The following is a 17,882-nucleotide window of genomic DNA, read 5'->3' as shown; positions in this document are numbered from 1 at the left end:
GCCTGACCAGATCGCCCCTGTTGATTAAGGACAAATACCTTCGAGTGTTTTATCATAAGCGCTATCTTTTATGAGGATGCAGGAATTGTCCGTAAGTCACAGAAGCACACCTAACCTTGGAGCGGCCATGAAGCAGCGCCGCAAAGCCCTGGGACTCAATCTATTGCAACTGGCAGAGCTTTCTAATGTGTCCCGCTCCATGCTCTCCGAAATAGAGCGCGGCAATGCCAATCCGACTTTCACTAACCTGTGGAATATTACCCAGGCACTGGGCGTCAGCATTGATGAGCTGGCACATAACAGCAGCGAAAATCCGCCTCCGGTTATCGAACGGCAAAACGCGATCAATACCCCTAGAATGCGCAGTAAAGATAAGGGGTGTGAGCTCATTGCTTTAAACCCGGTAGACACCGCCACTGAATTTGAGTGGTATCAGCTCATCATTCAACCGGGCAGCCAACTGGAATCTGAAGCACATGTGCGCGGTACTCAGGAGCACCTGTCTGTGATTGAAGGCCAGATGAGAGTTGAGTTAAGAGCTGAACTGAGAGCTGAGCGCGAAGAGGTCAGTGAAACCGGATCATTAGGCGATACGTTACGCTACCCAGCCGATATTCAACATTGCATAAAAAATCCGGGAAGCATCACTGCCCGGGCATTTCTGGTCGTGCATAAGCGCTAAAGTATTGACTCACTCATTCAGGCCAATCGAGTATGACCTTACCCGAAGCACCTGAGCGCATTACATCAAACCCCTGCTGGAAATCTTCCAGTGGGAAGTGATGTGTAATAATCGGGGTAAGATCCAGCCCTGATTGAATAATGCTGGCCATTTTATACCAGGTTTCGAACATCTCTCTGCCGTATATCCCTTTCAGAATCAGTCCTTTAAAAATCACCTTAGTCCAGTCAATGGCCATATCACCGGAAGGGATACCTAACATGGCCACTTTTCCGCCATGATTCATCACATCCAGCATAGAGCGAAAGGCGGGCGGCGCACCCGACATCTCTAAACCAACATCGAAGCCTTCGGTCATCTGCAACTCTGACATTTTGTCTTGCAGAGATTGCTCGGCAACATTAACGGTATGTACGACTCCCATTTTATTGGCCAGCGATAAACGATAGTCATTGATATCGGTCAGTACTACATGACGAGCACCAACATGACGTGCGACTGCCGCCGCCATAATGCCAATCGGCCCCGCACCGGTAATCAGCACATCCTCACCCACCAGATCAAATGACAATGCGGTATGCACCGCATTGCCGAACGGGTCAAAAATAGCGGCAAAGTCATCCGATATATTATCGGGGATTTTAAAAGCATTCACCGCCGGCAGTGATAAGTATTCAGCAAAGGATCCCGAACGATTCACACCCACACCCTGCGTATTTCGGCAGAGGTGACGCCGCCCCGCCCGACAGTTTCGACAATGACCACAAGTGATGTGTCCCTCACCCGAAACCCGGTCACCCACCGTGAACCCCTCGACTTCACAACCAATCTCGACCACCGTGCCCACATACTCATGGCCCACCGTCATCGGTACTGGAATGGTTTTCTGTGACCATTCATCCCAGTTATAAATATGTACATCGGTACCACAGATGGCGGTTTTACGAATTTTTATTAACAAGTCGTTATGGCCTACTGCCGGTTTATCCGTTTCATGTAACCAGATCCCTTCCTGTGGATAAAGTTTTGCCAGCGCTTTCATGCCATCTCTCCTCAGATAATTCCCAGCTCGCGGCCAATCCGCGTAAAGGCATCAATAGCCTGATCCAATTGCTCGCGGCTATGTGCAGCCGACATCTGTGTACGAATTCTCGCCTGCCCTTTAGGTACGACCGGAAAAGAGAATCCGACCACGTAGATACCCTCCTGGAGTAAGCGATTCGACAGCTCCGATGCCAGCGCCGCATCACCTATCATCACCGGAATGATGGCATGGCCACTCCCGGCCATCGTAAAACCGGCACGCTCCATTTGTGTTCTGAAATAATCAGCATTGCTATTAAGCTGCTGACGCAGGTCGCCACCCTGCCCGACCAGCTCCAGCGCTTTCAATGTCGCCTGAACAATAGAAGGGGCTACAGAGTTGGAAAACAGATAAGGCCTTGAGCGCTGCCGCAGCCATTCAACGACTTCACGCTTTGCGGCGGTGTAACCACCAGAAGCTCCGCCTAAGGCCTTACCCAGAGTACCGGTAATAATGTCGACACGGCCCATTACCTGGCAGTATTCATGACTGCCGCGTCCATGTTCTCCGACAAAACCAACGGCATGCGAATCATCAACCATTACCAGCGCATTATACTTATCAGCCAGATCACAGATCCCTTGCAGGTTGGCTATCACACCATCCATCGAAAACACGCCGTCTGTCGCAATTAATCTGACACGAGCATCCTGTGACTGTTGCAGGCATTGCTCCAATTCAGCCAGGTTATTATTCGCATAACGTAATCGGCGCGCTTTACTCAAACGCACACCATCAATAATACTGGCATGATTCAAGGCATCACTGATAATCGCGTCCTCTTCACCCAACAGGGTCTCGAACAGCCCGCCATTGGCATCAAAACAGGACGAATAAAGAATGGAATCCTCCATTCCCAGAAACTGGCTTAGTGCGGCTTCGAGTTGCTTGTGAATGTCCTGAGTCCCGCATATAAAACGTACCGATGACATACCAAAACCATGCTCATCTAAGCCCTGCTTGGCCGCGCTGATCAGTTCAGGATTGTTCGCCAGCCCCAAATAGTTATTGGCGCAAAAGTTGATGACATCACTGCCATCGCGCAGACGAATATGCGATGACTGCGGAGAAACAATCTCTCGCTCAGCTTTATATAACCCTTCACTCTTTAACTGATCGGCCTGTGCAGCCAATTGCTGCAGAAAGTCTGAACGTTTCATGCCACCCCCGAAAAACCTTAATATTGGAATAAAATCCACTATAACAGAATAAAATAGTCGATTAATAGCCAGGATTGATTTTATTCTGTAAAAAAATCCAATATAAAAGACTATTCATAAAGCTCTTCTAACTGTTTTACTCTTTCTGCCACATTAAATCCACGTTGCGCCAGCCACTCATCATTAAAATAGCTATCTTGATAGCGCTCGCCCCCATCACATAATAAGGTTACGATACTCCCCCGTTCATCACGCTGCTTCATCTCTTCAGCCAACGTCAACACACCCACAAAATTTGTGCCCGTCGAGCCGCCCACTAACCGTCCCAATTTAGCGGATAAAAAATGTGCCGCCGCCAGACTTTCACTACCTTCTACCTGCAACATGCGATCAATCACAGCGGCAGAAAAAGAGGGCTCTACCCGAGGTCGCCCTATACCCTCTATACGCGAACCTTGTTGAATCGATAAGGATTTATCACCTGTATTGAAATAATCGAAAAATACAGAGTTCTCCGGATCTACGACACACAGCTGCGACGGTTGTTGCCAGCACTGCTGATATCGCAAGTACCGACCAATCGTCGCTGAGGTTCCGCCCGTCCCGGCACTCATAACGATCCAGCTCGGCTGAGGATAACGTTCCGCGCTCATCTGGCGAAAGATCGATTCTGCAATGTTATTGTTACCACGCCAGTCGGTGGCTCGTTCTGCGTAAGTAAACTGATCCATAAAGTGGCCACCCATTTCGTGCGCCATATCTGCCGCTGCCTGACACACATTAGATGCCGCGACTTGGTGACATTGCCCACCGTAGAAAGCAATTTGTCGCATTTTTCGTAGCGCCGTTCCCTCAGGCACCACGGCGATAAAGGGCAAACCAAGCAGCCTTGCAAAATATGCTTCAGAGATCGCAGTACTGCCTGATGAGGCTTCGATGACCGGAGTGCCTTGCTTAATCCAGCCATTACACAGCGCATAGAGAAACAGCGAGCGGGCCAAACGGTGCTTTAAACTACCGGTCGGGTGCGTAGATTCGTCTTTTAAATAGATATCAATATCAGGAAAAACCGACATATCCAGCTTAATCAGATGAGTATCAGCAGAACGATTATAGTCTGCTTCAATTAGACGTATTGCGTTGGCGACCCAATGATTCTGACTCATAGCACCTTCTCCTTTTTTAAAGCTAGATTATGCAGGAGTCAGTCGAGAAAAATACTGTTATTATTTCCTTAAATACTCACATAAATAGAAATTAATTCTAATTTTATGAATAATATAAAAATTGATTCTACAGATCGCCAAATACTGCGTGAGCTACAAGACAATGCCGAACTTGGTATTACAGAGTTAGCAGCACGCGTGAACCTATCGTCAACTCCCTGCTGGCGCAGAGTACAAAAACTACAGGATGCAGGTGTAATCCGAAAACAAGTCGTGTTACTTGATCCGGCCAAAGTGGGATTAAATGTTTCGGTATTCGTGCATATCAAAACACGTAACCATTCGCATGCCTGGTATGTGAACTTCGCAGAAAAAATAGCGCACTACGATGAAGTGGCCGAGTTTTACCGAATGAGCGGAGAATACGATTATCTGATGCGCATTGTTGTCGCAGATATCGCCGCCTTTGATCGATTTTATAAACGCTTAGTAGAAGAAACACCCGATTTGAGTGATGTCACTTCCAGTTTTGCTATGGAGCAAATTAAATATACGACGGCATTGCCGATCTGATCTTAAGAGAGGCTTAGCAGAGTACTAAAGCCTTTCGATAAATTAACCATCAATCTCAGTTTTCCAGATCAGGGTCGCCATGCGCCCAGTCTGCTGCTCACGTCGATAAGAGAAAAATTGCGCCGGATCAGAGTAAGTACAAAAGTTGCCTCCGCTAATGTGCTGCACACCGGCACGTAGCAAACGCAATCTGGCTAACTGATAGAGATCCGCCAACCATTTACCATTATTTACAGAAGCTCTGAAGCATTCAGCTGATGACGGCAGATGATCACAGAACTGCTGCCTGACCTCTTCACCCACCTCAAATGCATCAGGCCCGATAGCAGGCCCTAACCAGACATAAACCTCAGAGCCCGAAAACTGCGCCAATGTGGTTTCTAAAACGCCATCCGCCAGCCCTCGCCAACCGGCATGAGCGGCGGCGACTTTGTTACCATCAGTAAGGACAACCGGTAAACAATCCGCCGTCATAATGACACACGCCAGGCCTGCCTGATCTGTCCAGCACGCATCGGCTTCATGGATCAAACCATCAGGTTTTGCTTCAACGCATCCGGTACCATGCACCTGAGTCAGCCATTGAGCATTCTGAACACCAATCTCATCTAACAGTCGTGATCGGTTTAATGCGACGGCAGCCGGCTGATCACCCACATGATCGCCCAGATTCAAAGCATCATAAGGCGCTTGGCTAACACCCCCGAAGCGAGTGGTGGATATCACTTGAATCTGCCCGGGAGCCTCCCAGCACGGCTTAATTAACTGCATAGAAGCATCACTCATCTAGAAATTCGCATCTAAAAATCGTCATCTTCATAATCTTTACTGTCTTGCTGCAACGCAGCCAGCAGTTGCTGGAAATCTTCTGGCAGATCGACTTCCCAGGACATCTGTTCTCTTGTGGCAGGGTGCCACAATTCAAGTTTTTTAGCATGTAAGGCCTGACGTTTAAAGCCCTGCAACACGACTTGTGTCTCTTCACTGGCACCTTTTGGCATACGGAAACGACCGCCATACAGCTGATCACCCACTAAAGGGTAATTAATGTGGGCCATATGCACGCGTATCTGGTGCGTGCGCCCTGTCTCCAACTTTAATCGCAAGTGAGTATGCACACGTAGCTTTTCCAAAACACGGTAATGTGTCACCGCTTCTTTACCACCACGAATGACCGCCATTTTAAGGCGGTTTTTTGTGTGACGTCCCATCGGCTCATCAACACAACCGCCGCCGGTCATAACACCGAGCACTATGGCTTCATACTCGCGCCCCATCGAACGATCCTGCAACTGACACACCAACTCTGTCTGCGCCTGAATCGTCTTGGCTACCACCATTAAACCGGTCGTATCCATATCCAGTCGATGCACAATACCGGCACGCGGCACTAAAGCTATATCAGGAAAGTGATGTAACAAAGCATTTAGCAAGGTACCTGACCGGTGCCCGACTGCCGGATGCACCACCAACCCTGCCGGCTTATTAACAACCAGAATATCATCGTCCTCATAGACAATATCCAACGGAATATTTTCGGCGGCATGGCTCTCTATCGGCTCAACCGTCGCGTCCACCCGGATACGCTCACCACCGTAGAGTTTTTCACGGATTTTTGCGTGTTTACCATCCACCGTCACAAAACCATCTTTAATCCAGGACTGCAGGCGTGAGCGTGAGTATTCTGAAAACAGTTGCGCAACCACCTGATCAAGACGTTTTCCGGTTAATTCACCGGGGACCACCACTTCTAATTCAATCTTTTCTGACATCAATATACCGATCTGTAGCGCTGATGATTTTGCTTAGCTTCAGGTTATGGTTAAATAGACCGTTAATTAAGCATTTTGGCTCAGTATACCCGATACGGCGAGTTACGCCGAGAATCGGATACGTGGAATATCAGGATTTATTACATGCGCTTGGTAAAAATCGTTGGCATCGTCACTCTTTGCATTCTCGCTTCGGGCTGTTCATGGTTTGGTGGCGATAAGGAGCAACCGGATATTCCGGAACAACAATTATATGAAGAATCAATCGCGGCGTTGGAAAAGGCTGATTACCAGTTAGCGGTAGATAAACTGCAGCTATTAGAAGCTCGCTATCCGTTTGGGCGTTACTCAGAGCAAGCACAGCTAGAACTGATTTACGCGTACCATAAGAACTATGAACCGGAAGCTGCCAGTGCATCCGCTGACCGCTTTATTCGTCTGCACCCATCGCATGAAAATATCGATTACGCCTATTACCTCAAGGGCCTGACAGCCTTCGAGCAAGACAGAACATTCTTTGAGCGCTACTTGCCCATCGATATTACACGCCGCGATCCTGGCGCCGCTCTCTCCTCTTTCGAAAGCTTTTCGACACTGCTGAATCGCTATCCGGACAGCAAATATGCACCTGATGCCAATAAGCGCATGATCTTCCTGAAAAACCGGCTGGCGACCTATGAAGTCAATGTTGCCCGTTTTTATATGAAACGCGGTGCCTTTGTCGCCGCGGCCAATCGCGGGCGATATGTCGTAGAGAATTTACAAAACACCTCGGCAACGCCTCAGGCGCTTGCCGTTATGTATCAGGCGTACACCGAACTGGGTATGACGGATCTGGCAAACAGTGCGCGTGATGTTTTACTGACAAACTACCCAGATTATGACCTGAAAACCTATCGTAAAGAAAATAAGACGTTATTGGAAACAGCCACTTTCGGGCTACTTGGCAGCAGCGATGCAGCCGCCACTCCTCCATCACGTCCTACAGTTAACAGTAACGCTGGTGTTACGCAGGATAAGACGGAAAAAACAGAAAGATCCTGGTTTGACAGGATTACCTTTGGTGTATTTGAGTAATACACTATTTTAGTAGTTGTTACTTGCGAGTAATTAAGCCCAAATAATTAAGAAAGGAACCTAAGCGCGATGAATGCTAATGACATCATTAAAGAGATGCGAGTTATCCCTGAAATAGAGCCAGGGTTTGAAATCGCACGACGTATTGGTTTTATTAAAGAGCGTTTACGTGCCTCCGGACTCAAACATCTGGTGTTAGGTATCAGCGGGGGTGTCGACTCCTCCACGTGTGGCAGATTAGCCCAATTAGCCGTTGATGAACTCAACTCAGAAACGGGCTCAAATCATTTTGCGTTTATCGCTGTGCGCCTACCCTATGGCACACAGCATGATGAAGTGGATGCTCAACATGCGCTGTCCTTTATAAAACCGACAGAAACCCTGACGGTTAATGTAAAGCCGGGCGCGGATGGCCTGCATCAAGAAGTCACCGCATCATTGCATGAAAGCCGGCTATTAAATGCCAGCGAAGCCGCCATCGACTTCGCTAAAGGCAACGTAAAAGCCAGAGCACGCATGATCGCCCAGTATGAAATCGCGGGTATTGTTGGCGGCTTAGTGCTGGGAACCGACCACTCAGCGGAAAACATCACCGGTTTTTATACTAAATGGGGAGATGGAGCATGCGATCTGGCGCCGTTGTTTGGCCTGAGTAAACGTCAGGTACGCCAGCTCGCGATGGAACTCGGTGCCCCAGAAAGCTTAGTCCATAAAATACCAACCGCCGACCTGGAATGCCTTGTCCCGCAAAAAGCCGATGAGCATGCGCTAGGACTAACCTACGAAAATATCGATGATTTCCTGGAAGGAAAAAACGTAGATACGCAGATACAGGAAAAACTAATCAGCATCTACCTGAAAACCCAGCATAAGCGCAACGCCATCCCAACCATCTACGATTAACCGACCTTGCGGGCAGGAAGGGTTAAATACGCCCTTCCAACTGATAAGCCGCAGGATTCACGACAGGCTCACGTCCGAGTAACATATCCGCATGCATACGCGTCGATGCGGGCGCTAAAACCAGTCCATTACGATATTGGCCCGCATTAACCGCCAGACCAGCAACACCCGGCACATCACCAATAAACGGAATTCCTTCAGGCGACCCTGGCCGCAACCCGGCCCAATGATGCTCAACTTCGCATTTGGCTAACGCAGGAATGATCTGAATAGCTGTCTGGTGTAAAGATTGATAAGCACCCTGCGTGGTGTGTTTATCAAACCCTTCTCTTTCCAGGGTGGATCCGACCAAAACACGACCATCATTACGCGGAATCACATAACGCCCCGCCATCAGGATGACGCGATTAACCGTACCCACCGGGGTTTTAAAGATCATCATCTGCCCCTTAACAGGCTCAACTGGCAAGTTAATATCCAACGGCTTCAGTAACTCAGCACTCCAGGCACCGGCAGTGATAATGGTTTTTCCGCCGTTAATATCGCCTTGTGCAGTTCTCACACCATGAACCTTATCGTTATCTAACAGTAAGTGGTGCACATCGTGATGTTCATACAAGGTCACACGGGGTGATTTTTCCAAGCTGGCTCTTAATGACTTGCCTAAACGAGGATTGCGAATGCTGCATACTTCCGGCATCCACAACGCACTTTGATAGCCTCTACAAAAATTAGCTTCCCGAGCATAAAGATGAGAGGCTCCCACCTTACTCATCGGCCGGTTAAACTGTGCAGCCCAACTCAAGGCGTCTTGCTCATCCTCAACATCCACCATATACATACCTTTTTGACGAAGCTCAGGATCACAACCGGTTTCTTCGATCAGGTCCTGTGACAGATGCAGATAACTACTTTGCGACCAGGTTGCCAACTGAGTTACCGGATCAGAATAACGCCATGGATATAAAGGTGAAACAATACCACCACCCGCCCACGTCGCCTCCTGTGCGCATGCTGAACGATCCACCAGCGAAACCGTAGCACCGGCCTGCATTAGCTCACGCGCCAGCATCATACCGATCACACCTGCACCGACAATCACAAAATCACTCATTCCTGCACCTGATGATTTGAAGAGAAAGAAGCCCGCTAGTGTATTTTAAATATCCGTTGAACGCACCCGCCCCACATTGTTAAGTATCAGATGTCGTTCAAGAGAAGAAGCTAAATGCTTGATATGAAATGAGCTGTTACCCATTTGCAGACGACCACTGGGCGCATAAATTAAATAATGCCCTCGTCCCCAATCTATGTCTACAGGCTCACTAAAGTGAGTAAGGTTCAATAGCTCATCGGTCCCAGCGGTATAGACCCGATCCTTATCCACATCCTGAAATACGATAAACCCGTTACCCCACATCAATCGACCTATACCCACATGACCTGCACATTGTGTCAATACATTATCAAGACTACACACCTGGACACTCGCACCACGCTTTACCGCCTCTGATCGGGCAATAGACAAACCAGCACGAATGGCTAATGAGGTTGATGTAACATCACTACGCGCCAAAATGTGTGTCCATGAAGGTATGCCGATAACAATGAGAATTAAGGAAACAGCCAACGCGACCATTAACTCAATCAATGTGAAGCCGAATTGCGAATGCAACGACTTATAATGCGCTTCCCTGTGCATATTTTTGTCCTCAGGCTATCCTTAGCCAAAATCATTAATTGTAATTAAAATGCTTCTACCAGCAGTCTTGCACACTCCCTGTACCCGTTTCAGCCCGCGTACCTATTTGATTAATACTAATCGTGCCACATTGCGTATCTGCGGCTTGGGCGCCTTGCGGTTGCGCCTGAATAGTATAAGCCGTAGCAGTTGCACCCGATGCCGATAGCCCTATGGTATATCTTGCTGCCATACCATTTTCAGTGGTACAGCCACTCACAGGCACTGCCGCTGAATACGTCATATTTGCTGTAAATTGGCGCTCCATGCTTTGCGCCAGAGAAAGTACACATCCACTCGCGGTGGTGCGCCACGAACGCAACACATACTGTTGATAACTCGGGTAAGCAATGGCAGCCAATATACCGACAATGGCGACGACGATCATCAGTTCGATAAGGGTAAAACCCTTTTGCTTTGATTTCATATGATTCACTTCATAATAACGCTAATAGACGTAATAACGGGCGCACTTTTGTTCTTCGTCTTATAATCAAACTCAATATCGGCGCCAATCAATAGATGGCGCAAGCGAAGAGCAGACTCCCCTTCCCGAATCTTTGCGTGCGATGCAACCTTATATTTCACACCATCAATGACGATCTCATTTTTGCCTTTACTCTCGATCACCCCTTGAACATCATTAATGACTTTACTGTTATGTTTTCCTGATTCACTGGCTTGTATAGGAAGCGCGACCACAGCCGTTAGTACAAATACTATAGAAAACAGCAAACGATATAATTTCTGCATTTTAACAACTCCTAACGTGTAATTTGCTGCCAACTTTGGCGATTGACATCATCCCCTCCATAAACATCGTATGTTTCCAATTGATCGTTACCGGAAATAATAGCTTTATCTGTATCACTGCCAGGCATGAAACTAGGAGCATTACCTCCAGATCCAACTTTAATACCGCTAGCAACTATTTGGCTTCCCGCATCAGTATAGACCCTATCTCCAGCGCCAAACGAGCCACTATTATCGATGTCATAGGTATTGATTAAACGACCGCCACTAAAGGCATCAAGTGACATTAACCAACTATCCCCCCCTGGCGAGCAGGGATCATTAGCCGGAATGTTAGTCACGAAAAGTACACGCCCCCCTCTTAATGCTGGTGCCGATACCAATCGTTCGCCACGTTCCCCTTGCGGAGGTACAAAATCTAAATACCAGCCTTTATGAGAAGCCATATATAGATTTGATGTTTTACGCAAGGGTACGTCTTCTGAATAATCATCGCTGGCATCATTAGGTGTGCCATTTTTATTTGTCACTGTGACTGATGATTCATCAAGAATACTCTGCTGTAATAACGCAGACCGGAGCACAACGGCACCTTCATCATGAATAGCATAAAAGCTCTGTATCCCGCCTAATGAGCCGTTATTATCTGTTGTCTCTAAATACTTACCGGTGCCAAAGTAAACCATTGGATCTGTACCATATTTAGGCCGTCCGATAGTAACAGGCGTGGTAATCGGCTGAACATTAGAGGAAGTGCAAGTATTAGCACTACAAGCAGAGAATAACTTATAATCAAGCGCCCAATCTACTGAGCTTGAGCTATCCAAAGTAAACTTCCATACATTGCCGAACAGATCTCCGCCATAAACAAAATCCGCCACTTGGTCGCCGTCCACATCAACCGGGGTTACCGTAGCAAATCCATTCGGCCGACTGGCATTAGCAGGGTCTTCAGCGACACCCACATTCGTTGATATTTTCTTTTTTAGCGTGCCGTCAAACAAATTAACAATGTAGATGACGGCATCACCACTGCTACTTGCTTGGCCATCTGTTTCAGTACTGTTATAGCCATTGCCGAAGATGGCGTACCATTGACCATCTTGTAACTTCACAATTTTAGGCCTGCTATAGGTATAACCTAAATCAGCATCTTCTTGATCGGTAAATTCCCACATGAAAATCGAGTTGGCATTAGCCTCAGAAAAGGTACTCGGATTGGTAATGTCCAATGCGTAAATAGCCTGGCCCCCTTTATTAAGCCCACCTATTAATACTGTTTTCCACGCAGCCGTGGTTGCATCATAGGCATCAACCACTGTCGGCGACCCATCCACATAAAAATCATGCGCATAATCAGGATCGGCCAGCGCCTTCAATTTAGGCAATACTGAACCGGGTATATACGCCATTTTTTCAACACCGGTATCGGCATCAAAAGCATGTAGCATGCCATCATTAGCACCTACATAAAGTAAATTTTGCCGCGGTGTTGTAGCAAACGAGTCTTTAAAATCAGAATATCTTTTACCGGTCACACCCCAGGTTTCAGGGTAACGCGCTGATGGCTTGCCGACAAAGTAAGGCGAGGAGCTGACTATATCACCTAAGATAGAAGTGCGTGCTCTGTAAGCGCTAACAGCACTATCGTTCCTGCCGCGCAAATACTCCAGCACTGCCTCCTGATCGTCAAAATAAGCTGTTTTCTCTGCCGCTGTAAATTGATCCCAACTGAATCTATAGCCTGTCTCTACGGAAGGACTCACCGACGTATCAAGTTTATTGGTTATAATAATTCGACTATCCCAATCCGGGATACTTTCTCCCGCATCAAACTCAGAGCCGCTTGGACCAGCACCATCTGTCAACACATCCCCATACGCCGCCTCTGTTGCGTCGGATTCAATTTCAAATGCGAGTAACTGCCCAGACCAGTCCGTACTATTAAAGCGGGCCTGATAAGCCCGAGAACCAGACTGTACTCTTCCTGTATTGGCCGCTGCAGATGAAGAGGAGCCTGTTTTTTTTGCAATATCGGCAAACGCGGCCAGGAGTGCATCCGTAAGCCCATCTGAGTCCGTTGCCGTATAATAGTGACCATGGCCATAAGGCACAGCAGCAGACACCCCATCCACAGCGGGCAAACCTTCCGCAGCATGCTGCAGCATCTGATTATCCACAGCAAATCCGACGGTATAGGTATGCATGTTTTGCTTTTCAAATGCCGGATCCTGATAACTGACAGAGGTAACATCATTACCATCAGCAGCTGTTTTGAAATCAGTATCCCAGGCAAACTTGGCTATATCGTCCAGATAAAGGCTATTGCCTTCATCTTGCTGATCTCCATCACTTGTTCCTTGAGGACCATCATTTGCACTATTTTCATCCCAGTTTTGAACGCTTCTTCCGGTTGGAATATCGTCGTCATCAGCACTACCTGGAAACTCCATATCATAGGTTGGCAGACCATCGGTCAGCACTATGGTAAAGTTCTTTTGGCATCGGTATTCAATAGGACTCACATGAGTGCCATCCCACTTAGGAAAGCTTCCAGCTGAATAAAAGGGATCAAGACCTCTGAAATAACGTGTGACTTCATATAGCGCTTCAGATAGTGGCGTCCAGGTTGACGGGGTCAAAGCATCTATAGCAGTATCTAAATTTTGATTTGGCTGGCAGGCACTCACAACAGTGCCGCCTTTATTGTTATTTCCACCAACATCCAGCGTAGCTAATTTTGCTAAACCAAATCGCATTTTCGTGTTGGTCGCTGCGGTCACCGCTTTGGCTACGGTTTGAACGGTTTGCAGCCTTGATTGTTGGTATTTTGCATCAAAGGATGCGGTTAAATCTTCGGTATTTGCTGTGCCATTCACCCCAAATGTGACAAACAGGTAATTAAGATAATTACCTTTGTAGCGGGTACTATCGCCTTCAGGATCCGGTAGAATTAAACAGCGGATATTACCGCCTCTTAAGCCTCGAACCGAGTCTCCGTTACAGTCCCCATTACCATCATTCAGAGGAGTATAGGTCGTGTTAGTATTCCAGTTCCAATCATCATAAGTCACACTATCATCATACCCGGCGTAGGTAACGCCACCGATTACACCGCCCGGATACCAAACAACGTTTTCCATACTCCCGGAGTTATCCAACAGCAACATTACGTTGGGTTGCACTGTCGTTGTAACAAGCAAAGGGGCTTCTGCCAGTGATAAATCATTTGCCGCATATAATTTAACCGGTAAAAAAACAGCTGCACAAAATGCAACCGGCATCAGCACTTGATTATATTTATTCATCACAACCTCCTTTTATCTGAAACGACGCGCAAAAATAGTTTCCAGTAAAACTTCGGAATTTTCCGAGCCACCCCGTGCTTTAATGGTATTGCGATACAATGCGCTCCCCGTATCCTCTACAACACCTCCTCCGATATCATATGAATCCGTTTTATACGACACATATTCAACCACGAAAGAAGGTACAGAATGGAAATGACTGGTGTTTATTTCTGAGCCTGCAGGGGCTGATATAACATTACCATTTGGGGCATTTAGACTTCCAAAATTAATCGATTGGGTATCCCAGGCAGCATTATCTGAGGCCGGCAACGTGGTTGCATCTGAGGAGTTAATAATTTGACAATTAGCGGCACAACTTCCGTAGGGCTTACCGACGTCCAAATCATCCAGACTCTTTAAATATCCTTCCTCTACATACCGTAGCGCGGCTTCACCCGCCTGCAACGCCAAATTTGCATCACGCATGTTACCGCTCATTTTTTCTTGCATTGCAGTGCCTTGCATTGCACTTAAACCAATAATTGTTAATACCAGCATCATGACCATGCCTACTATCAACGCAGCACCTTGCTGACGCTTCCATCCGCTAATATTTTGTAGTTTTTTATTCATATGCGTTGGGCCGTTTTCCATTATGGCATTTTGTTACGTAAAGCAACCGTTGACGTGAATGCCTGATACATACGTCTATCCGAAGGAATACTGGCAAACGGCGCTGGCGGGGCTTGCACAGCTTCAACGACACCCGCATCGTTGCTAGCGACTAAAAAGCTAACTCTGACAGCCACAACATCGCTCCATTGCGCAGCAGTCACAGCACCAAGAGCCAAAAAGCTATCCGCCTGCCGATCACCTGATGTATCGACTCCATAAAGAAACGCAACATCTTCGACACCTTCAACAACTGCACTTAAATTTCGAAACAATGTTAGCCTTCCACCAACATCAGGCGCGACATAGTAATAAACATCACCACCTGCGATACCTGTCGAAAATATTTTTAATGCTTCACTAGTGACATCATCCTTAACATCACCAAGCGGAGCCGCTGCGGCAGGTAGAAATCCCTCAACTGCCTGAATGCTGGTATTTCTGAAAGTGTTCGTTGGCAGTACATTCTGGAATCCTGCCGACCTTAAATCCCTTAACACAAAATCCAGAGCAAACCGCCCAGACTCTTGTACTCGAAACATAGCGTCCTGCAATCTATAGGTTTGACTAGAAGCCAAAAAGAGATTGATAACGCCGGTAATCAATACCAGCCCTAATACCATCGAGATCATTAACTCAATCAGAGAAAAACCTCTCTCTGCACTGCGCACATGTTCAAAAGGCCTGTTTCTCATCATAAACCTGTCACAAAACTGAAGCATGTTAATGGGGCACCATTTCCGCGACTTTCATCCCAGCAAACCTGTACGGTAAACTCATCTCCAAACTGATTAACATTGCCATCCGTCCGGTACGCAATACTTCCATCACCAGAGGGAAGCTCTGAGGCTAAGTTATTTAACCAAATGTTCATATCTGAATCGGCTATTTCAGCAGGAGTAGCAGGTGTATCAACGGCTGAGGGTGGTGCTGCAGCAATTGCGATAGCGTAATCTCCAGCATTCGCTCCCGATCTGTTTACTCTGATACGATCAGACATATCGTAAGCCAAATTAACCGCCTGAGAACGTAAAAAGGAATCATGGTTTAACTTCACTGCATCAAACTGTAGTGTCGCCATACCCAGCAAACCTACCGACAACACTAAAACGGTAATCAGCACCTCTATTAAGCTAGACCCGGCTTGTTTGTTTTTTTTCATTTTCACATAACCGTTCATATATCCGTTCATATATCCATTCAGATAGTTACTCTATGGACAAGCCACCCGCGTTACACTAACGCGTCCCGTAATACTGATCTGTAGCTGTCTGGCTTGCTGCCCTGTACAGTTAGGGTAGCGGCTATTAATAGTGACCGCCGCCGCCGGCAGCCTCATCAACCCACTGCCATCAAACTGAATGGCCGCCGCGCCGCCCGTTTGAGCAATCACGGCACCCGCATCCGGTGCATCCCAAACCTGCAAAGTCGCTCCAGCATTTTGCTGGACAATCCAGCCTACGCTCCAGTCGAGTGGCGCCGCCATACAGGTTGCGCCATCACTACTGGGACAAAGGTTCACCAAGGCATTTCTTTTGACTGCCTCGCTACGTGCCACATTCAATGCAATAACAATGCTATTGGCTAAAGCAGCTGAGCGGCTATTCTGAATCATGTTCATAAAACTAGGGATGGCTATACTGATCAATATCACTAAAACAGCCAAAGTCACCATTAATTCAACGAGTGTAAAACCAAGGTTTCGCTTCATATAATTATATATTTATCTGTACTGGAGCATTAACAATCCGTTGTCTTGGCTAATCTTCTTTCCATGAAGATTTCATTCAAATTCAAACACGTAACGTGCTACTGTTTGCTTACTGTAGAAAATCTAAACACAGCAGCAATAATAGTATAGGCTAAAAAATGAATGTGGCCATTTTCGACAGAAAGTAAAAAACAGCAGGAGTTTTATAGCATGAGGAGGGAAGACAATCCTTGTCTAACTTACATAACAGCAGATAACAGCTAAGAGGCATTTCAACTACTTCTTAAAACAGCGCTTTAAAGCACCTCTTTAAAGCACTTCAAGTATTTCGACTTCAAACTCCAGGGTTTTGCCTGCCAGTGGATGATTGAAATCAACAGCAACATTTTTTTCATCAAATGAAACAACAACACCCGGCAGTTCGCCACTGGCATCCTGAAAGGCGACAACCAAGCCTGATTCAAGCTCCATATCAGCAAAGTTTTCACGCCCTACTTTTTGAATATTACTCGGATTAGGCATACCAAATCCGTGTTCAGGCGTAATTTGAAAGGTTTGGCGATCACCTGCTTTCAGACCAAAAATTGCGGCTTCAAATCCAGCCAGCATATTACCGTCACCAATAGTGAAAGTCGCCGGCTGCCCCTTGAAATTACTGTCCACCACATCACCACTCTGCAACCTTATTTCAAAGTGTAATGTGATGGTTTTTTCAGGACCTATTTGCAGTTGTTCAATTATTTGCTCAGTCATGTTTTTCTCCGGTCGGGATGCTCTTCTGGCTCACCATTAGCATCTTCATTCTGCTTTTCCAAAAACAGCATATCAATAATCATAATGGCTGCACCAAGCGTGATCGCACTATCCGCTAAATTAAACGCCGGAAAGAAGCTTGTCTGATAATAGACAGATATGAAATCGACAACATAACCCAACAAAATGCGGTCATGCAGATTTCCCAATGCGCCGCCAAGTATCAGAGCCAAGCCCATACCCAGCCACCACTGACGCTTATCGGTACGTTTCAGCCAGACAACCAGCACACCACTAATCAACACGGCAATAGCAACAAATAACCAACGCTGCCAACCGCCTGCTTCAGATAAAAAACTAAATGCCGCGCCCGTGTTATAGAGCAGCGTCATATCTAATCCGCTGAATAGTGAATGTGGCACACCATAATCCAGCCATTGCTGTGCCAGTTTCTTACTCAGCAGATCAGCCGCTAACACAAATACAGTTAGCCACAACCATTTTAATGAACCCAACGTGCTTCCTGTTACCAGTTTCGTCATTTT

The 17,882-nt window shown here is 46.9% G+C and carries 20 protein-coding genes; 4 read left to right on the top strand and 16 right to left on the bottom strand.

The features are described from left to right. Positions 1-127 precede the first annotated feature (127 nt). Positions 128-682: a helix-turn-helix domain-containing protein gene (locus BM099_RS18140; protein ID WP_177201227.1), complete on the top strand. Its 555-nt coding sequence runs from the start codon at positions 128-130 to the stop codon at positions 680-682. Between the two features lie 13 nt (positions 683-695). Here BM099_RS18140 and tdh read toward each other — a convergent pair whose 3' ends face one another. From tdh to BM099_RS18125, 3 genes are all read right to left on the bottom strand, one after another. After that, positions 696-1,724: an L-threonine 3-dehydrogenase gene (tdh, locus tag BM099_RS18135; RefSeq protein WP_090730310.1), complete on the bottom strand. Its 1,029-nt coding sequence runs from the start codon at positions 1,722-1,724 to the stop codon at positions 696-698. Between the two features lie 11 nt (positions 1,725-1,735). Further along, positions 1,736-2,926 (bottom strand): glycine C-acetyltransferase, encoded by a 1,191-nt coding sequence (locus BM099_RS18130; RefSeq protein ID WP_090730307.1) that lies wholly within the window; start codon positions 2,924-2,926, stop codon positions 1,736-1,738. Between the two features lie 110 nt (positions 2,927-3,036). Further along, complete coding sequence (locus BM099_RS18125) at positions 3,037-4,092, bottom strand: PLP-dependent cysteine synthase family protein (protein WP_090730298.1); 1,056 nt, start codon at positions 4,090-4,092, stop codon at positions 3,037-3,039. A 105-nt stretch (positions 4,093-4,197) separates the two neighbouring features. Between BM099_RS18125 and BM099_RS18120 the strand changes: the two genes are divergently transcribed. Next, the gene (locus BM099_RS18120) at positions 4,198-4,665 is read left to right on the top strand and encodes an Lrp/AsnC family transcriptional regulator (RefSeq protein ID WP_090730296.1); all 468 of its coding nucleotides are present in this window, start codon (positions 4,198-4,200) and stop codon (positions 4,663-4,665) included. A gap of 42 nt (positions 4,666-4,707) precedes the next feature. Here the strand turns inward: BM099_RS18120 and pgeF are convergent, their stop codons facing one another. Further along, positions 4,708-5,451, bottom strand: a complete 744-nt coding sequence (pgeF, locus tag BM099_RS18115) for a peptidoglycan editing factor PgeF (protein WP_232349029.1) — start codon at positions 5,449-5,451, stop codon at positions 4,708-4,710. A gap of 14 nt (positions 5,452-5,465) precedes the next feature. Next, on the bottom strand, positions 5,466-6,437 hold the full coding sequence (gene rluD, locus BM099_RS18110; RefSeq protein ID WP_090730294.1) for a 23S rRNA pseudouridine(1911/1915/1917) synthase RluD: 972 nt from the start codon (positions 6,435-6,437) through the stop codon (positions 5,466-5,468). Between the two features lie 144 nt (positions 6,438-6,581). Here rluD and BM099_RS18105 point away from each other — a divergent pair, with 144 nt between their 5' ends. Further along, positions 6,582-7,514: an outer membrane protein assembly factor BamD gene (locus BM099_RS18105; RefSeq protein WP_090730292.1), complete on the top strand. Its 933-nt coding sequence runs from the start codon at positions 6,582-6,584 to the stop codon at positions 7,512-7,514. Positions 7,515-7,583: 69 nt separating this feature from the next. Further along, positions 7,584-8,417 (top strand): ammonia-dependent NAD(+) synthetase, encoded by an 834-nt coding sequence (gene nadE, locus BM099_RS18100; RefSeq protein ID WP_090730290.1) that lies wholly within the window; start codon positions 7,584-7,586, stop codon positions 8,415-8,417. A gap of 22 nt (positions 8,418-8,439) precedes the next feature. Here the strand turns inward: nadE and thiO are convergent, their stop codons facing one another. The 11 genes from thiO to lspA all read right to left on the bottom strand — a co-directional run bounded on the left by thiO (position 8,440) and on the right by lspA (position 17,879). Next, on the bottom strand, positions 8,440-9,531 hold the full coding sequence (gene thiO, locus BM099_RS18095; RefSeq protein WP_090730288.1) for a glycine oxidase ThiO: 1,092 nt from the start codon (positions 9,529-9,531) through the stop codon (positions 8,440-8,442). Positions 9,532-9,576: 45 nt separating this feature from the next. Then, on the bottom strand, positions 9,577-10,119 hold the full coding sequence (locus tag BM099_RS18090; protein ID WP_090730356.1) for a GspH/FimT family pseudopilin: 543 nt from the start codon (positions 10,117-10,119) through the stop codon (positions 9,577-9,579). Positions 10,120-10,174: 55 nt separating this feature from the next. Next, positions 10,175-10,585: a type IV pilin protein gene (locus BM099_RS18085; protein WP_090730286.1), complete on the bottom strand. Its 411-nt coding sequence runs from the start codon at positions 10,583-10,585 to the stop codon at positions 10,175-10,177. 5 nt (positions 10,586-10,590) lie between these two features. Next, positions 10,591-10,911: a hypothetical protein gene (locus BM099_RS18080; protein WP_090730283.1), complete on the bottom strand. Its 321-nt coding sequence runs from the start codon at positions 10,909-10,911 to the stop codon at positions 10,591-10,593. Positions 10,912-10,922: 11 nt separating this feature from the next. After that, entirely contained in the window at positions 10,923-14,219 is a 3,297-nt protein-coding gene (locus tag BM099_RS18075) for a pilus assembly protein (protein WP_090730281.1), read from the bottom strand. A gap of 12 nt (positions 14,220-14,231) precedes the next feature. After that, entirely contained in the window at positions 14,232-14,834 is a 603-nt protein-coding gene (locus tag BM099_RS18070) for a pilus assembly PilX family protein (RefSeq protein WP_177201226.1), read from the bottom strand. A 20-nt stretch (positions 14,835-14,854) separates the two neighbouring features. Next, positions 14,855-15,571 (bottom strand): PilW family protein, encoded by a 717-nt coding sequence (locus BM099_RS18065; RefSeq protein ID WP_177201225.1) that lies wholly within the window; start codon positions 15,569-15,571, stop codon positions 14,855-14,857. Further along, positions 15,568-16,035 (bottom strand): type IV pilus modification protein PilV, encoded by a 468-nt coding sequence (gene pilV, locus BM099_RS18060; protein WP_177201224.1) that lies wholly within the window; start codon positions 16,033-16,035, stop codon positions 15,568-15,570. The genes BM099_RS18065 and pilV overlap by 4 nt, the downstream gene beginning before the upstream one ends. 51 nt (positions 16,036-16,086) lie before the next feature. Continuing rightward, positions 16,087-16,584: a GspH/FimT family pseudopilin gene (locus BM099_RS18055; protein WP_090730270.1), complete on the bottom strand. Its 498-nt coding sequence runs from the start codon at positions 16,582-16,584 to the stop codon at positions 16,087-16,089. Between the two features lie 309 nt (positions 16,585-16,893). Next, entirely contained in the window at positions 16,894-17,337 is a 444-nt protein-coding gene (locus BM099_RS18050; RefSeq protein WP_090730267.1) for an FKBP-type peptidyl-prolyl cis-trans isomerase, read from the bottom strand. Continuing rightward, positions 17,334-17,879 (bottom strand): signal peptidase II, encoded by a 546-nt coding sequence (gene lspA, locus BM099_RS18045; RefSeq protein WP_090730264.1) that lies wholly within the window; start codon positions 17,877-17,879, stop codon positions 17,334-17,336. Before lspA ends, BM099_RS18050 begins: the two co-directional genes overlap by 4 nt. Positions 17,880-17,882: the final 3 nt, after the last annotated feature.

The organism is Neptunomonas qingdaonensis, from assembly GCF_900113275.1.
GTDB classification, from domain to species: domain Bacteria; phylum Pseudomonadota; class Gammaproteobacteria; order Pseudomonadales; family Balneatricaceae; genus Neptunomonas; species Neptunomonas qingdaonensis.
This window is presented reverse-complemented; position numbering and strand designations above follow the sequence as displayed.

Coding starts and splice junctions, on each gene's coding strand:
- BM099_RS18085 (WP_090730286.1), bottom strand. CDS start 10,585: ATGAAATCAAAGCAAAAGGGTTTTACCCTTATCGAACTGATGATCGTC.
- pilV (WP_177201224.1), bottom strand. CDS start 16,035: ATGAAAAAAAACAAACAAGCCGGGTCTAGCTTAATAGAGGTGCTGATT.
- BM099_RS18140 (WP_177201227.1), top strand. CDS start 128: ATGAAGCAGCGCCGCAAAGCCCTGGGACTCAATCTATTGCAACTGGCA.
- thiO (WP_090730288.1), bottom strand. CDS start 9,531: ATGAGTGATTTTGTGATTGTCGGTGCAGGTGTGATCGGTATGATGCTG.
- pgeF (WP_232349029.1), bottom strand. CDS start 5,451: ATGAGTGATGCTTCTATGCAGTTAATTAAGCCGTGCTGGGAGGCTCCC.
- rluD (WP_090730294.1), bottom strand. CDS start 6,437: ATGTCAGAAAAGATTGAATTAGAAGTGGTGGTCCCCGGTGAATTAACC.
- BM099_RS18055 (WP_090730270.1), bottom strand. CDS start 16,584: ATGAAGCGAAACCTTGGTTTTACACTCGTTGAATTAATGGTGACTTTG.
- BM099_RS18130 (WP_090730307.1), bottom strand. CDS start 2,926: ATGAAACGTTCAGACTTTCTGCAGCAATTGGCTGCACAGGCCGATCAG.
- lspA (WP_090730264.1), bottom strand. CDS start 17,879: ATGACGAAACTGGTAACAGGAAGCACGTTGGGTTCATTAAAATGGTTG.
- tdh (WP_090730310.1), bottom strand. CDS start 1,724: ATGAAAGCGCTGGCAAAACTTTATCCACAGGAAGGGATCTGGTTACAT.
- BM099_RS18105 (WP_090730292.1), top strand. CDS start 6,582: ATGCGCTTGGTAAAAATCGTTGGCATCGTCACTCTTTGCATTCTCGCT.
- BM099_RS18125 (WP_090730298.1), bottom strand. CDS start 4,092: ATGAGTCAGAATCATTGGGTCGCCAACGCAATACGTCTAATTGAAGCA.
- BM099_RS18070 (WP_177201226.1), bottom strand. CDS start 14,834: ATGAATAAAAAACTACAAAATATTAGCGGATGGAAGCGTCAGCAAGGT.
- BM099_RS18120 (WP_090730296.1), top strand. CDS start 4,198: ATGAATAATATAAAAATTGATTCTACAGATCGCCAAATACTGCGTGAG.
- BM099_RS18090 (WP_090730356.1), bottom strand. CDS start 10,119: ATGCACAGGGAAGCGCATTATAAGTCGTTGCATTCGCAATTCGGCTTC.
- nadE (WP_090730290.1), top strand. CDS start 7,584: ATGAATGCTAATGACATCATTAAAGAGATGCGAGTTATCCCTGAAATA.
- BM099_RS18075 (WP_090730281.1), bottom strand. CDS start 14,219: ATGAATAAATATAATCAAGTGCTGATGCCGGTTGCATTTTGTGCAGCT.
- BM099_RS18065 (WP_177201225.1), bottom strand. CDS start 15,571: ATGATGAGAAACAGGCCTTTTGAACATGTGCGCAGTGCAGAGAGAGGT.
- BM099_RS18080 (WP_090730283.1), bottom strand. CDS start 10,911: ATGCAGAAATTATATCGTTTGCTGTTTTCTATAGTATTTGTACTAACG.
- BM099_RS18050 (WP_090730267.1), bottom strand. CDS start 17,337: ATGACTGAGCAAATAATTGAACAACTGCAAATAGGTCCTGAAAAAACC.